Source organism: Flavobacterium sp. NKUCC04_CG, from assembly GCF_019345525.1.
In the GTDB taxonomy this organism is placed as follows: Bacteria; Bacteroidota; Bacteroidia; order Flavobacteriales; family Flavobacteriaceae; genus Flavobacterium.
Window position 1 is genome coordinate 340226 of record NZ_JAHKRA010000001.1, and the last position, 14725, is coordinate 354950.

12 protein-coding genes are annotated in these 14725 nt (G+C 37.5%); 7 read left to right on the forward strand and 5 right to left on the reverse strand.

Annotated features, from left to right (window positions below):
- Window positions 1-4 precede the first annotated feature (4 nt).
- The 4 genes from KO524_RS01415 to KO524_RS01430 all read left to right on the forward strand — a co-directional run bounded on the left by KO524_RS01415 (window position 5) and on the right by KO524_RS01430 (window position 6423).
- Window positions 5-1156, forward strand: a complete 1152-nt coding sequence (locus KO524_RS01415; RefSeq protein WP_219288440.1) for an efflux RND transporter periplasmic adaptor subunit — start codon at window positions 5-7, stop codon at window positions 1154-1156.
- A 3-nt stretch (window positions 1157-1159) separates the two neighbouring features.
- Entirely contained in the window at window positions 1160-4297 is a 3138-nt protein-coding gene (locus KO524_RS01420; protein ID WP_219288442.1) for an efflux RND transporter permease subunit, read from the forward strand.
- Between the two features lie 10 nt (window positions 4298-4307).
- Window positions 4308-5720 (forward strand): efflux transporter outer membrane subunit, encoded by a 1413-nt coding sequence (locus KO524_RS01425; RefSeq protein ID WP_219288639.1) that lies wholly within the window; start codon window positions 4308-4310, stop codon window positions 5718-5720.
- 76 nt (window positions 5721-5796) lie between these two features.
- Entirely contained in the window at window positions 5797-6423 is a 627-nt protein-coding gene (locus KO524_RS01430) for a polysaccharide deacetylase family protein (protein ID WP_219288444.1), read from the forward strand.
- On the opposite strand, the gene KO524_RS01435 is transcribed toward KO524_RS01430, so the two are convergent.
- Window positions 6418-6711, reverse strand: a complete 294-nt coding sequence (locus KO524_RS01435; protein WP_219288446.1) for a co-chaperone YbbN — start codon at window positions 6709-6711, stop codon at window positions 6418-6420. The genes KO524_RS01430 and KO524_RS01435 overlap by 6 nt on opposite strands.
- 76 nt (window positions 6712-6787) lie before the next feature.
- Complete coding sequence (locus KO524_RS01440) at window positions 6788-8014, reverse strand: metallophosphoesterase (RefSeq protein WP_219288448.1); 1227 nt, start codon at window positions 8012-8014, stop codon at window positions 6788-6790.
- Window positions 8015-8304: 290 nt separating this feature from the next.
- Here KO524_RS01440 and polA point away from each other — a divergent pair, with 290 nt between their 5' ends.
- Window positions 8305-11121 carry a DNA polymerase I gene (gene polA / locus KO524_RS01445; RefSeq protein WP_219288450.1) on the forward strand — a complete coding sequence of 939 codons (2817 nt, stop codon included), beginning with the start codon at window positions 8305-8307 and terminating at the stop codon, window positions 11119-11121.
- 63 nt (window positions 11122-11184) lie between these two features.
- Here the strand turns inward: polA and KO524_RS01450 are convergent, their stop codons facing one another.
- From KO524_RS01450 to KO524_RS01460, 3 genes are read right to left on the reverse strand one after another with little or no spacing between them, the layout of a single operon-like run.
- On the reverse strand, window positions 11185-11670 hold the full coding sequence (locus KO524_RS01450; RefSeq protein ID WP_219288455.1) for a hypothetical protein: 486 nt from the start codon (window positions 11668-11670) through the stop codon (window positions 11185-11187).
- The gene (locus KO524_RS01455; RefSeq protein ID WP_219288457.1) at window positions 11621-12778 is read right to left on the reverse strand and encodes a hypothetical protein; all 1158 of its coding nucleotides are present in this window, start codon (window positions 12776-12778) and stop codon (window positions 11621-11623) included. The genes KO524_RS01450 and KO524_RS01455 overlap by 50 nt, the downstream gene beginning before the upstream one ends.
- 50 nt (window positions 12779-12828) lie before the next feature.
- Window positions 12829-13176, reverse strand: a complete 348-nt coding sequence (locus KO524_RS01460) for a hypothetical protein (protein WP_219288459.1) — start codon at window positions 13174-13176, stop codon at window positions 12829-12831.
- A gap of 597 nt (window positions 13177-13773) precedes the next feature.
- Between KO524_RS01460 and rplM the strand changes: the two genes are divergently transcribed.
- Together rplM and rpsI are read left to right on the forward strand one after the other, a co-directional pair.
- Window positions 13774-14229 (forward strand): 50S ribosomal protein L13, encoded by a 456-nt coding sequence (gene rplM, locus KO524_RS01465; protein ID WP_219288461.1) that lies wholly within the window; start codon window positions 13774-13776, stop codon window positions 14227-14229.
- Window positions 14229-14615, forward strand: coding sequence for a 30S ribosomal protein S9 (gene rpsI, locus KO524_RS01470; protein WP_219288463.1), 387 nt, complete (start codon window positions 14229-14231; stop codon window positions 14613-14615). The genes rplM and rpsI overlap by 1 nt, the downstream gene beginning before the upstream one ends.
- The last annotated feature ends 110 nt before the right edge of the window (window positions 14616-14725 follow it).

The following is a 14725-nucleotide window of genomic DNA, read 5'->3' on the forward strand; positions in this document are numbered from 1 at the left end:
CATTATGAAACATTTGATCAACACGTTCCTAATTACTGCAGTAGCCCTTACTGTTACCTCATGTAGCCAAAAGCAAGCGCAGCAGGGTCCTCCTTCAATGCCCTATGGAGTCGTTGATGTTCCGACAAGAACAATAGTAGGATATCAATCATTTCCAGCCAATATTCAAGGGAAAATCAACAATAATGTCCGTGCAAAAATTTCGGGTTATATCCAAGAACTTTATGTAGATGAAGGTCAGATTGTTACTAAAGGGCAACCTTTATTTAGATTGGAAACCAATACATTGAACCAATCTGCTAATGCAGCTAAATCAGGTATTCTTTCTGCTGAAGCAAGCGTTACTGCTGCACAAGTTGAAGTTAATAAGTTAATTCCCCTAGTGAATAAAAACATTATTAGCCCAGTTCAATTAGAAACAGCCAAAGCCAACTTAGCTGTTGCAAAAAGTCAATTAGCCCAAGCTAAAGCGAATTATGGAGGTGTGGTTGCAGATATCGATTATTCGATTATCAAAAGCCCTGTTTCAGGAGTTGTCGGTAGCCTTCCTTTTAGATTAGGAAGTTTAGTAGGTCCATCGGATGCCGTTCCGCTAACCACCGTATCGGATATTAGTGAAGTATATGCTTATTTCTCAATGAATGAAAAAGAATATTTCAACTTTTTAAATAGTACAGAAGGAAAAACGGTTAAGGAGAAATTAAATAATCTTCCTAAAGTAGATTTGGTTTTAGCCAATAACGAATTGTATAGTGAAAAAGGAAAAATCGAAGCAGCTACTGGACAGATTGACCCACAGACAGGTACTATACAATTTAGAGCTGTATTCTCAAATAAAGCAGGACTTTTAAACAATGGAAATAGCGGTTTTATTCGTATTCCAAAAACATATACCGATGTATTAGTAGTACCTGAATCAGCTACGTTTGAACAACAAGGCTTGGTGTATGTTTATAAGGTTGAAAACGATACAGCATTATCTACTAAGATTACAGTTCACAATCGTGTAGACCGTATGGCTATAGTAGAAGATGGATTGAAAAAAGGCGACAAAATTGTTGTATCTGGAATCGGTTCATTAAGAACCGGAACTGCGATAGTACCACAACCGGTTAGTTTTGACACGATCATTAACTCCATTAAACCAAAATTCTAGAAAATGCTTAAAACCTTTATAGAAAGACCTGTATTATCTACAGTAATTTCAATCATCATCGTAATACTTGGGGTACTCGGATTAACAATCCTCCCAGTAACGCAATACCCCGACATTGCCCCACCAACTGTGCAAATTAACGCCAATTATCCTGGAGCCAATGCCGAGACGGTTATGCAAAGTGTTATCATCCCTATTGAAGAACAGGTTAATGGGGTTGAGGGAATGGATTATATTACCTCAACAGCCAGTAACGACGGTAGTGTATCGATACAAGTTCTGTTTAAACAAGGAGTGGATCCGGATATCGCAGCTGTAAACGTTCAAAACAGGGTGTCCAGAGCAACGCCTTTGTTACCATCAGAGGTAACGCGTTCGGGAGTTACAACACAAAAGCAACAAACCAGTGCTTTGATGTTCGTATCCTTCTACTCTACTGACAAAGCCTATGACGCCACTTATATTCAAAACTACATGAACATCAACGTAGTTCCTGAATTAAAGAGGGTTAGTGGTGTTGGAGATGCAACGATTTTTGGTGCGAGGAACTATTCAATGCGCGTTTGGTTGGATCCAACTAAAATGGCGAATTACGGATTGGTTCCCGCCGATATTAATGCTGCGCTAAACGAACAGAGTTTGGAAGCGGCTGCAGGTCAGTTGGGAGAAAACTCCGGTCAGGCCTTTCAGTATGTCATCAAATATAGCGGTAAATACAAAACCGAAAGTCAATACGAAGACATCGTCATTAAATCCTTAAATAACGGTCAGATTTTACGACTTAAAGATGTTGCTAAAATAGAATTAGGCGCACAATCTTATGCTGGTTCATCTGAGTTATCCGGTAATGATGCTATCGCCATGGCGATCTATCAAACCCCAGGATCTAATGCACAGGAAATTAATAAAAACTTAAAAATAGAACTCGAAAAAATCAGTAAATCATTGCCTAAAGGTGTTCATTATATGATCAACTTTGATACCAATGAATTTTTAGATGCCTCTATCAGTAAAGTAGTAAGCACTTTAATTGAAGCTTTTATCTTGGTTTTTATCGTGGTTTATATCTTCTTACAAGATTTTAGATCAACCTTAATTCCACTGATTGCCGTTCCGGTTTCTATTGTGGGTACGTTTTTCTTTTTAAATTTATTTGGATTCTCGTTAAACTTATTGACGTTGTTTGCCTTGGTACTTGCGATTGGAATTGTCGTCGATGATGCCATCGTCGTCGTCGAGGCAGTGCATGCCAAAATGGAAGAAACCAAACAAGATGCCCGTACCGCTACACATGAAGCCATGGGAGAAATCTCTGGAGCTATTGTTTCGATTACCCTAGTGATGGCCGCCGTATTTATACCGGTAACGTTTATTACAGGTCCTACAGGTGTTTTCTATAAACAGTTTGGTATTACGCTAATCGTAGCGATTATTATCTCGGCTGTAAACGCCTTGACTTTGAGTCCAGCACTTTGTGCTATGTTCTTAAAACAAGGGCACTCGAGTGATCATCAAAAAAGAAATTTTGTAAGTCGCTTCTTCTTTGCGTTTAACACGGCATTTACTTCGTTGACCAACAGATACGGGAATGGATTTAAATTCCTTTTAAAACACAAATGGATCACTTTCGCGATCTTAATAGCTTGTTTGGGTATAACATTTTACGCCAATAAAACCATGCCTTCTGGGTTTGTACCTAACGAAGACCGTGGATTTATCTTAGCCAACGTAGAATTACCTGCTGGAGCATCTAGTGACCGTGTTTATGAATTACAAAAGAAATTCGAAAAAGCGGCTGCTCAAATTCCAGGTGTTGAAACCGTAACCGTTATTACAGGAAACAGTATCATTTCTGGTGCTGGATCTAACTACGGTATGGGATTGATTAAAATGAAATCTTTTAAAGAGAGAAAGTCAAAAGAGATGGCTACCGACGTAGTAATTGGTAAGTTGTTTGGCTTAGCAGCTATGCAGTTTCCCGATGCGAAAATGATTTTCTTCCAACCACCGAGTATACCAGGTTTTGGTATGTCGTCTGGATTTGAGTTAAAATTATTAGACAAATCAGGAGGAAGCTTAAACGATTTCGACGTGATTGCCAAAAATTATTTGGGCGAATTGATGAAACGTCCAGAGATCATGTATGCTCAAACTTCGTTTAACACCAATTTCGCACAATATGAAATTGACCTAAACATCCCAAGAGCCAAAGAATCTGGTGTTGCTGTTAGTGATATATTCTCCGCTTTACAAGGATATATTGGAGGTATTTACGCTGCCGATTTTACCCGTTTTGGAAAACAATACCGTGTAATGATTCAAGCATTGCCTGAGAGTAGAACTAATGTGAATAGCTTAAATGAAATTTTTGTACGCACCAGTAATGGAAACATGACACCTGTTACTCAGTTTGTCACTTTGAAACGCGTGTATGGACCACAGTCGGTAAACCGTTATAACTTGTTTACGTCTGCCAATATATCGGGAGCGCCAAATCCAGGATACAGTTCTGGAGATGCGATTCACGCTGTTCAAGAAGTTTCTAAAAACACCTTATCATCAAGTTACGGAGTAGACTTTACCGGTTTGTCTCGTGAGGAGATCAACGCCGGTTCACAAACCATGTTGATTTTTATCTTGTGTATCGTGTTTGTTTACTTTATTCTTTCAGCTCAATACGAAAGTTACTTATTGCCGTTTGCTATTATATTATCACTACCAACGGGTATTATGGGTGCATTTCTCGCTCAAAAACTCGCAGGATTAGAGAACAATATCTATTTCCAAATTGCACTGATCATGCTGGTCGGATTGCTTGCTAAAAACGCGATTCTTATTGTGGAGTTTGCGGTTCAAAGACGTCGACATGGAGAAACTATTGCAGAATCTGCTATTAATGGTGCCAAAGCGCGTTTACGTCCAATTTTGATGACTTCGTTTGCCTTTATCCTCGGTTTGATGCCATTGGTACTCGCTTCTGGAGTTGGAGCAAGTGGTAACCGCTCTATCGGAACTGGTGCTGTTTTCGGATTGTTAATCGGTACTATATTAGGGGTTTTTGTTATCCCAGTACTTTATGTAATATTCCAATGGCTTCAAGAAAAAGTTAAACCTATGAAATTTGAAGAAAAACATAATTAGTGAATTCAAAATGAGAAAAAACACTTTATATAGAATCATCCCTGTAGCCATCGTTGCCCTTAGTGTCCAATCGTGTTTTGTAGCCAAAACCTACGAGCGACCTGAAGTGATTAACGAGCAAAATTACAGAACAGATCGTCTCAACTCAGACAGTCTTTCCATGGCCAATGTGCCGTGGAAGGATTTGTTTAGCGACCCTATATTAATTCAATATATTGATAAAGGTCTTGATACAAACTTAGACATTCGTGTGGCCATGCAAAACATCGAAGCCGCCAATGCCTATTTTAAACAAGGAAAAATGGGGTATTTACCTACTTTAAACTTAGGAGCCAACTATACCCACTCTGTTCCTTCAAAAAACACCCAATTGGGTGCCTTGTTTTCCAACGGTGACCGAGTAAAAGTAGACCAATATGATATCACAGGAAATTTTTCTTGGGAAGCTGATATTTGGGGAAAAATAAGAAGTAATAAAAGAGCCTTTGGCGCGAGTTATCTACAGACCGTAGCGGCTCATCAAGCGGTAAAAACGCAGTTAATCGCTACTATTGCTTCTACTTATTACCAATTATTATCTCTTGACGAACAGCAACGCATCACTAAGGAAACCATTTTAAACAGAGAGAAAAGTTTAGAAACCATTATTGCTTTAAAAGAAGCTGGACAAGTGACTGAAGTGGCTGTTAAACAAAACGAAGCGCTATTACTCAATACAAGATCACAATTGTTAGACATCAACAACAACATCAAGTTGATGGAAAACACTTTTAGTATTTTATTGGCTGACAATCCAGAAAGCATCAAGCGTTCTACTTTGGCCGAACAAAAATTAAATAGCGATTTGACTGTTGGAGTTCCAATGCAACTATTGAGTAATCGTCCGGATGTTCTAGCAGCAGAATACGGATTGATGAATGCCTTTGAAATGACCAATGTTGCGCGTAGTAATTTCTACCCTTCTTTTAAATTAACCGCTACTGGTGGTTTGCAAAGTATTAAATTTGATGAATTGTTCAACACCAATTCTCTATTTGCTAATATCATAGGAGGACTAACTCAACCGTTGATCAATGGAAGACAAATCCGCACCCAACACCAAGTGAGTCAAGCCAATCAAGAAATCGCATTTTTGAATTATAAAAAAGCCATGCTAAATGCCAGTAAAGAAGTTTCTGACGCACTTTACACATATCAAGCCATGGATGAGAAAATTGGTTTAAAAACGAAAGAAGTGGAAGCTTATAGTCTAGCAGCTGAATATTCAGAAGAATTGCAAAACAACGGTATGGCGAATTATTTAGAAGTTTTGACCGCTAAAGAAAATACTTTAGCTGCACAACTCAATTTAATCAATACGCAATTTAGCAAATTGAATGCTATAGTACAATTATACAAAGCAGTAGGTGGTGGAGTAAAATAATTCCACTTATATACTATCAATAATCGAGCGGTTTGATCTAATCAAACCGCTCTTTTTTTTTATCTTTATAAAAAAAATGTTTGCCAAAATCCCTTTTTTAGTACCGATACTATTCCCCAAACAATTGTGGGCAGTAGCCAATACGGATAAAAAAATCTACCTTACTTTCGATGACGGCCCTATACCCGAAGTTACAGAATGGGTCTTAGAGCTGCTTGCATTATATCAGATCAAAGCAACGTTTTTTTGCATAGGGGATAACATTCGCAAGCATCCCAATATTTTCAAAAAAGTCATTCATGCCGGTCACCAAATTGGCAATCACACCGATCATCATGTCAACGGTTGGAAAACGGAAACATCAATATATATTGAAGAGGTTGTACAATGCACAAAAAAAATAGAGAAACACACGAAAGTTTCGCAGCACTTATTTAGACCCCCGTATGGAAAGATAAAAGCTTCCCAAGCTAAAATCTTGCTACAAAAAAAATATAAAATAGTTATGTGGACGGTGTTGAGTAAAGATTATGACGCCAAAACGTCTCCGGAACAGTGTTTACAGAACGTAGTAAAGCACACCCGATCAGGTAGTATTATATTGTTCCACGACAGCTGGAAAGCATCGGGAAATTTAAAATTTGCCTTGCCCAAGGCTATTGAGTATCTCCTAAAGGAAGGCTATCAATTTGAGCTATTATAAGGCTTTAGAAATGGTAATTAAGGCATTAGCCTCTATAGTTCCCGTTTGCCTCCATACCATTGCCCCATTGCGATAAATCATCATCGTAGGTACATTTTTGATACGTAAGGCATCCGATAAATCCTTATTTTTCTCCACGTCTATTTTAATAACGCGCAATTGGTCGCCCATAGCCGCAGCCACATCATGAATCACGGGTTGCATCGATTTGGAACTTTCGTTCCACTGTGCGTAAAAATAAATTAGAACGGGTACATTAGCACTAATTAATTCTCCAAATTTTGACATAAACAGTTATTTAGCTTATTAAACATAGCAATTCCGTAGGCACTCTAAACAAAAATACGATTTTTTGGGAATTGAACTAGTTTTTTCTGCGTTTAAGTTCAAAAACTGTAATCTCGGGCCAGATCCCTACTCGACCCGGATAAGCATGGTATCCAAAACCTCTATTTACATATAAATAACGACCTGCAGTTTTATATAATCCAGCCCATTGTTTATAGACATACTGTATAGGACTCCACTTTATTATTCCCGGGATTTCGATACCAAATTGCGCACCGTGCGTATGTCCCGCTAGCATCAATTGCACGTTTTTAGGATGGCTTACTACTTCCGCATCCCAATGCGAAGGATCATGAGATAATAAGATCTTAAAATCTTCAGCAGCAACACCAGAGGTTGCCTTATTTAGATCACCGACTTTTTTAAATTTAACACCCCAATTTTCAACTCCTACAATGGCTATACGTTGTCCTTCCTTTTCAATCCACATCTTTTCATTCAACAATAAACTGAAACCCATCTTCGGGTGCAAATCTTTTATTTCCTTAAAATTGTTTTCTTTTTGAGCCGCCGTATCCCATTCTACATATTCGCCATAATCGTGATTCCCCAATACGGAAAACTTACCGTATTTATGCTCTCGAATTCCTTGAAAGGTTGCTAACCAAGGATCCATTTCATTAGCCAAGCTATTAACTAAATCTCCAGTAAACAACAACAAATCGGACTCTTGATCATTAATTACATCTATGGCGTGTTGAATTTTTTCCTTGTCGTCAAAACTACCACAGTGAATATCCGAAATGTGCGTAAAGGTAAATCCGTCAAAAGCTTCAGGTAAATCGTCAAAAAAGACCGTTTGTTTAATCACTCTAAATTTGTATCTACCTACAGCTATACCATGAATGATGGATAAAAAGGGAATCGCCGCTACTCCTAAAGCTACTTGTGTTACGAATTTCCTTCTTTCAGGTAGAAATTCACCCTCAATTTGAGCTGCTGACACAAAATAATTACAAACTCCAATGATTAATCGCGCGGCATCTTCTACGAATAAAAAAATGGTAATAACCAATTTGGGCATATACAGTAATAAGACCAAAGCAATAGCCATCATCAAGGTTTTATTTTGGCCGACCGATCGATCAAAACTCAAAAAACCATAAGCAATCATCCCGATGGCCACTAAAGTAAACAAAGCATAGGCAATAATTATCCATCGATTCTTCGTCAGATTACTTAAGGCTTGGTAGGAATAAAATTCTAAAAGGACAAGAAACAATATAAGGATAATCCAACGCATAAATATCGAATAAAGATAAGCTTACAAAAATACTCGTTTAAAAACACTCCATACAGTATTTAACATTAATTATCACTCTTTAAGACCGTTGTTTGAAGTAGTTTATCAGTATTTTTTGATATAACCCCAAGCAATAGCAACACATTTTGCGAATTTTCGTTCTATAAACACTATAAATCCACACGACATCTAGCCGATGCAATCGCTTTGATGTTTCCCAAAAAGGTCATCGTCGTTTGCTTTTAAGTTTGTATTTTTGAAAAATAATATAACAAAACCCTTTTTAGGTTATGGAACCACAAAAACGTCTTTTTCTACTCGATGCCTACGCCCTTATTTTCAGAGGATATTATGCTTTTATCAAAAATCCACGTATCAACTCTAAAGGTTTAGATACTTCGGCAGTATTGGGGTTTATGAATTCACTTATCGATGTTATACGAAGAGAAAAACCCGATCATTTAGCTGTAGCCTTCGACAAAGGAGGAAGTACTGTGCGAACGGAGATGTTTCCCGAATACAAAGCCAATCGTCAAGCAACACCAGAAGCAATCAAAATAGCAATACCTTATATCAAGCAACTTTTAGAAGCCATGCATATTCCCATTATGGAAGTGGAGGGCTGTGAGGCCGATGATTTGATTGGAACTCTGGCCAAGCAAGCAGAAAAAGAAGGCTATCAAGTATTCATGGTTACTCCAGACAAGGATTTTGCTCAATTGGTTTCTGAGAATATTTTTATGTACAAACCAGCCAGAATGGGCAACGGTATAGAAATATGGGGAATACCAGAAGTTCAGGCTAAGTTCGAAGTTGAAGATCCCTTACAGGTCATCGACTATTTGGGAATGATGGGCGATGCTGTCGATAATATTCCAGGCCTACCTGGTGTTGGAGAGAAAACCGCAAAAAAGTTCCTACAGCAATACGGCAGTATGGAAAATCTATTGGCCAACACTCATGAACTCAAAGGCAAGATGAAAGAAAACATCGAAGCCCATAAAGACAAGGGAATTCTTTCCAAAACCTTGGCGACTATTTTATTAGACTGCCCGGTAACTTTCAACGAAAAGGATTTTGAGTTGGATAAACCAGACGTGGAAAAAACCGACGCCCTATTTATCGAATTGGAATTCCGACGTATGAAAGAACAGTTCGACAAATTGTTTAATCCCGAAGCAACAGCTACAGCTGTCCCGACAAAAACAAACGCAGCTTTATCGACAGACGATCAATTTGATTTGTTCGGTAGTAACGAGTCTTCCGACTCTCCTACTTCATCAAGTCCGTATAAAACCCTACAAGACACGCCACACTTTTACCAAATTATTCAGGGCAACATGGCAGTTAAAATGTTTATAGAAAACCTATTAGAACAACCCAAGGTATGTTTTGATACCGAAACCACGGGATTAGATGCGCTTCATGCGGAACTGGTCGGTATCGCCTTCTCTTACGAAAAAGGAAGTGCCTTTTACGTACCCTTTCCCGAAGACCAAGAAGAGGCTAAGGTCTTGGCTGCACAGTTCCGCCCTTTCTTTGAATCTGAAACGATTACCAAGATTGGCCAGAATTTAAAATACGACATAAAAATACTCGCTAGATACGACCTTGCTGTACGAGGCCCTATATTCGATACGATGATTGCACATTATCTAATTAACCCAGATATGCGCCATAATATGGATATACTAGCAGAAACCTACCTGAGTTATTCTCCGCAATCTATTGAAGAATTGATTGGCAAAAAAGGTAAAAATCAAAAAACCATGCGCGAGGTCGATTTGCAATTGGTCAAAGAATACGCTGGTGAAGATGCTGATATTACTTTTCAATTGGAAGGCTATTTTGACAAACAATTGATTGAATCTGAAACAAAAAAACTCTTTGAAACCATAGAGGTTCCGTTGGTACCGGTATTGGCCGCGATGGAACAAGAGGGAATACGAGTAGATGTCGATTTTTTAAAATCGCTATCAAAAAGTCTCGATAACGACATCAAAGATTTAGAAAAGGGAATCTACGAACAGGCTGGAGAACAGTTTAATTTGGCTTCTCCAAAGCAATTGGGTGAAGTTTTGTTTGATCGATTAAAGATTGGAGGAAACAAACCTAAAAAGACCAAAACGGGTCAATATGCTACTGGCGAAGAGGTTTTGAGTTATTTGGCAGACGACAATCAAATCGTTAAAGACATCTTGGAGTGGCGTCAATTGATTAAATTACAAAACACTTATGTAGATGCCTTGCCAAATCAAGTGGATACCGTAACAGGCAGAATACATACGGACTATATGCAAACGGTAGCCGCAACGGGACGTTTGAGTTCTAATAATCCCAACCTACAAAACATTCCTATACGCACGGAACGCGGTCGCCAAATCAGAAAAGCCTTTGTGGCTCGCGATGAAAATTACGTCTTACTCGCTGCCGATTATTCTCAAATAGAATTGCGTATTATCGCGGCCTTGAGTCAAGAACCCAATATGATGGAATCCTTTAAGAAAGGGGAAGATATTCACCGTTCTACCGCAGCTAAAGTATTTGGCGTTCCTCTGGAAGAGGTTACCAAAGAGCAGCGTAGCCATGCGAAAACGGTCAACTTCGGAATCATTTATGGGGTATCTGCGTTTGGATTGAGCAATCAAACTTCCTTATCGAGAGCAGAGAGCAAGGAATTGATCGATGCCTATTATGCTACTTATCCCGAATTAAAGAAATACATACAAACGCAAATCGACTTTGCGCGCGACCACGGTTATGTGCAAACGATTTCTGGTCGTAGGCGTTATTTAAAAGACATCAATTCACAGAACGCTATTGTTCGTGGAGCAGCAGAGCGAAATGCCGTAAATGCACCGATTCAAGGAAGTGCTGCTGATATCATCAAAATTGCGATGATAGCGATTCACAAACGCTTGATTAACGAAAATTGGAAATCCAAAATGTTATTGCAAGTACACGATGAGTTGGTATTCGATGCTCATAAAGAGGAGCTCGAGAATTTAAAAACCATGATTAAGAGTGAAATGGAAAATGCCTTTGTATTAGAAGTTCCCTTGGTAGTAGACCTTGGAACCGGTGATAACTGGTTAGAAGCCCATTGATATTGATTTAATAAAAAAGTGCCTTTGTAGAAATGCACTTTTTTATTAAAACCGCAAAACAATTCAATTCTCAAAAATATATTTAAATTGACGCTCTAGTTCCCGAGCATTAATAGTGACCACCGTATCAATCTTATTGTGCTCTAAGTATATCACTTTGGTTTTATTAACAAATGAATTCTGTTTATTATACGTTCTCGCAACATAAACATTGTTAACCGCCTTCTCTGCCTGAATTAACGCAGTAATATCTACTCTTGAACCACTGGCATTTGCAATTATAATAGAATGAGGATCATCGACATATTTAATCACCGCTTTAGCGAAATAACTATTACAGCTTGGACAATCTTCTTCTGTCAAAACCAATATTCGCTGTATCTGACTATCTAATTGAATACCATACTCCCGTTTTAAAGAATCTGCCAATTGCTCAAATTCCGAATTGCCGCTACCAGAACAGCCCCAGAAGAAACTGAGCAAGCAAATCATCACACCTTTATAGCTCAAAAAAGTCGTATTTTTTAATGCCAAAATTACTTTTTTCATCTTCTACCTTTTTTAAAATATAAACTCCATCGTCCGCAATAAACGAACTATACCACAAATATTTTCCTTCGTCGAAAACAACTACTTTTTCAATTTTAAATTTCTCATCCAATACCGAAACCTTAAAAGGACGGTAGCCCTTTTCCTTGTTTTTAGAAATATCAATAGTTTGTATCAGTATATATTTTTTATTTTTGGAACTATAACCAAAATCCCCAACTATGCTTTTATGTTGCAATTCGAAATTTAGAACATCACTATCGATAGTTTGCGCCAAAGGAGCGGGCAATGCAACCGCTTGAGCATCTTCGACAATCCGTATCTCTTCGATGATTTGTAGATTTATTGGATTTACACAAAACAAATTTGGAGAAAAGCACGAAAAAACAAAAACCTTCCCATTCTTATAGGTACTAAAACACCCATCTATATAAGCTGCAACTTTGTTTTCCATATTCCAATAAAAATCATCCAACCCATAAATCGCCTTAGGCGATGGAGAAAAAACATCTTCAATTTTAATCAAATGAGGACTGTGGACAAAATGAGTGTAATAATATTGCGCACTTTCATAGCCTTCTCTCGGCACCTTATCCTCTTTGATATCTTGCGGATTTCCATACCATATCGGGTGCAACAACAAACTATTGCCTTCCAAAACAAAATTTCCACTAATGGAAGATGAAAAATGATAAATAGCACCTGTATCGAAAGAAAATTGATTTAAATCTAGGCGATACCAAGTATTCCCAGCCCTATCCAATACCCGCAACTGGTTCGCACGTTTATTTAACAAGACTATCGAATCTTTGGATATAACCGAGATACCGTCTACTACTTGTATCTCTGCCACAGCAGCGGCAAGACTTACTGAATCGTTTAAATTACCCCTATTGTCATAAAACTTTATAATTCTATCCGAAATAGGATCCGCAAAATAGAATAGGTTCTCTTTACTTTCGCTATCATATAGGATACCACTAAATTTTCCTTGGTTCACAAATCCAATATCAAAAACCACCGATCGAGATGGCAACCATTTATCTTCAGACTTTCCGCAACTGACCGTCAAAATAAATAGAAAAACAACACTTACTGTTTTATACATAAAAAACCATATTTAAAAGGCTGTCTAGCAAAAACCAGACAGCCGCTACATTAAAATAATTGTTTTTTAAAAGGGTATACCAAAACTATTTCCTCGCTTTTAGCTGAATTAAAAAACAAATAATCAATCTGTGTTTCTCTGTTTTTTCGAACACTTAAATACAACTGACCATCAAGCACAGCGTCTACCATTTTTAAATCTAACAACCTTAGCAAATTTTCTTTATCACTTCGAATGTACTCTCTTACGAATTTTTGGTCTTGATGTAAGACTACATCAAACAAGCGGTCTATAGCGCTTTGATATGCTGGTACTGTAATAATTATGGTTGGCAAACAATTACCATTGTTTCCCTCACAACCAAATTTATCTCCTCCGCGATCATAATACGCTTGCAACTCCGTAAATTACGTCACAGGGGGTTCTTGCAGTATTATTCGATTCTCAACGGCCTCACTATCTATGGTATGGTCAGTATCACAGGAAGCCAACACCAAGGAAATCAAACTAATAAAAATAAAATATTTCATAACAAAAATTTTAATATGTTAATAATCATAAAAATAAATGAAACAACCAAGAATAAATGTTAAAAAAACAACTTTAACCCAATTGCTGTGTATGCAAAATTTAAAGTATTTAGATGTTGAACAATAATTGATTATCTAAAATATTTTAAAACGACACAACAAATTAACACCACCTCAGTTATGAACTACTTATAGAATACCCATACCTCCTAAGTAACACTTCAAAAAACATGAGATTACTTTAGAGTTCCCCATTCCACAACAATTGAAACCGCAAATAAATTCAAAAGTCAGAAAGAAAATTTATACAGATTCCACTTCAAGAACCCGATTAATAGTTTCATTTTCAATAAACTGATCAATATCGATCCAAAAAATAAACAGTTGTATTGTATAATAAATAAATAGTTGTACTTTTGCACTCCCTTTATTGGGAATGGAATGTTTAATTAAAATAATTTATTTGTGAACAATTTAAGCTACAAGACAGTATCAGCAAACAAAGCTACTACTCAAAAAGAGTGGATCATTGTAGATGCTGAAGGTCACAACTTAGGTCGTTTTGCTTCAAAAGTAGCTATGCTATTGAGAGGTAAATACAAGCCAAGTTTTACACCACACGTGGACTGTGGAGATAACGTGATCGTTATCAATGCAGAAAAAATCAATTTGACTGGAAACAAATTGGAAGAAAAACAATACATCCGTCACACGGGTTACCCAGGAGGACAAAGAGTATTGACAGCTAAAGTAATGCAACAAAAGAATCCTGCATTATTGGTTGAAAAAGCAATCAAAGGAATGTTGCCTAAGAACAAATTAGGAGCACAATTATTCCGTAATTTAAACGTAAATGTAGGTACTGCACATAAACACGATGCGCAACAACCTAAAACCGTTAATTTAAACGATCTTAAGTAATGGGAGTTATTCACAAAATCGGTAGAAGAAAAACCGCTGTTGCTCGTGTATATGTTTCAGAAGGAACAGGAAAAATCACGGTAAACAAAAAAGAATTTGCAACTTACTTTCCAACAGCTACTTTACAATACAAAGTAATGCAACCGATGTCTTTGACAGATAATGCAGAGAACTTTGACGTAAAAGTTAATGTTTACGGAGGAGGAACTACTGGTCAAGCAGAAGCTGTACGTATGGCAATTGCAAGAGCAATGTGTGAAGTTGATGTAGAAAACAGATCTATCTTGAAACCAGAAGGTTTATTGACTCGTGATCCAAGAATGGTTGAACGTAAGAAATTCGGTCAGAAGAAAGCGCGTAAGAAATTCCAGTTCTCTAAACGTTAATTTTTATTTATTATTAAAAAATCTAAGTTTTTGTTGCTCTCCTGCTGCGGTAGGAATTAGTTTAGCATCTAAATGGTTCAGACCGAGACAATCGCTACCGAATCATTGCT

What these genes read in the sequence shown, in the direction of transcription:
- KO524_RS01430 (WP_219288444.1), top strand. Translation starts at nt 5,797, where the DNA reads ATGTTTGCCAAAATCCCTTTTTTAGTACCGATACTATTCCCCAAACAA.
- polA (WP_219288450.1), top strand. Translation starts at nt 8,305, where the DNA reads ATGGAACCACAAAAACGTCTTTTTCTACTCGATGCCTACGCCCTTATT.
- KO524_RS01425 (WP_219288639.1), top strand. Translation starts at nt 4,308, where the DNA reads ATGAGAAAAAACACTTTATATAGAATCATCCCTGTAGCCATCGTTGCC.
- KO524_RS01420 (WP_219288442.1), top strand. Translation starts at nt 1,160, where the DNA reads ATGCTTAAAACCTTTATAGAAAGACCTGTATTATCTACAGTAATTTCA.
- KO524_RS01435 (WP_219288446.1), bottom strand. Translation starts at nt 6,711, where the DNA reads ATGTCAAAATTTGGAGAATTAATTAGTGCTAATGTACCCGTTCTAATT.
- KO524_RS01440 (WP_219288448.1), bottom strand. Translation starts at nt 8,014, where the DNA reads ATGCGTTGGATTATCCTTATATTGTTTCTTGTCCTTTTAGAATTTTAT.
- KO524_RS01415 (WP_219288440.1), top strand. Translation starts at nt 5, where the DNA reads ATGAAACATTTGATCAACACGTTCCTAATTACTGCAGTAGCCCTTACT.
- KO524_RS01450 (WP_219288455.1), bottom strand. Translation starts at nt 11,670, where the DNA reads ATGAAAAAAGTAATTTTGGCATTAAAAAATACGACTTTTTTGAGCTAT.
- rpsI (WP_219288463.1), top strand. Translation starts at nt 14,229, where the DNA reads ATGGGAGTTATTCACAAAATCGGTAGAAGAAAAACCGCTGTTGCTCGT.
- KO524_RS01455 (WP_219288457.1), bottom strand. Translation starts at nt 12,778, where the DNA reads ATGTATAAAACAGTAAGTGTTGTTTTTCTATTTATTTTGACGGTCAGT.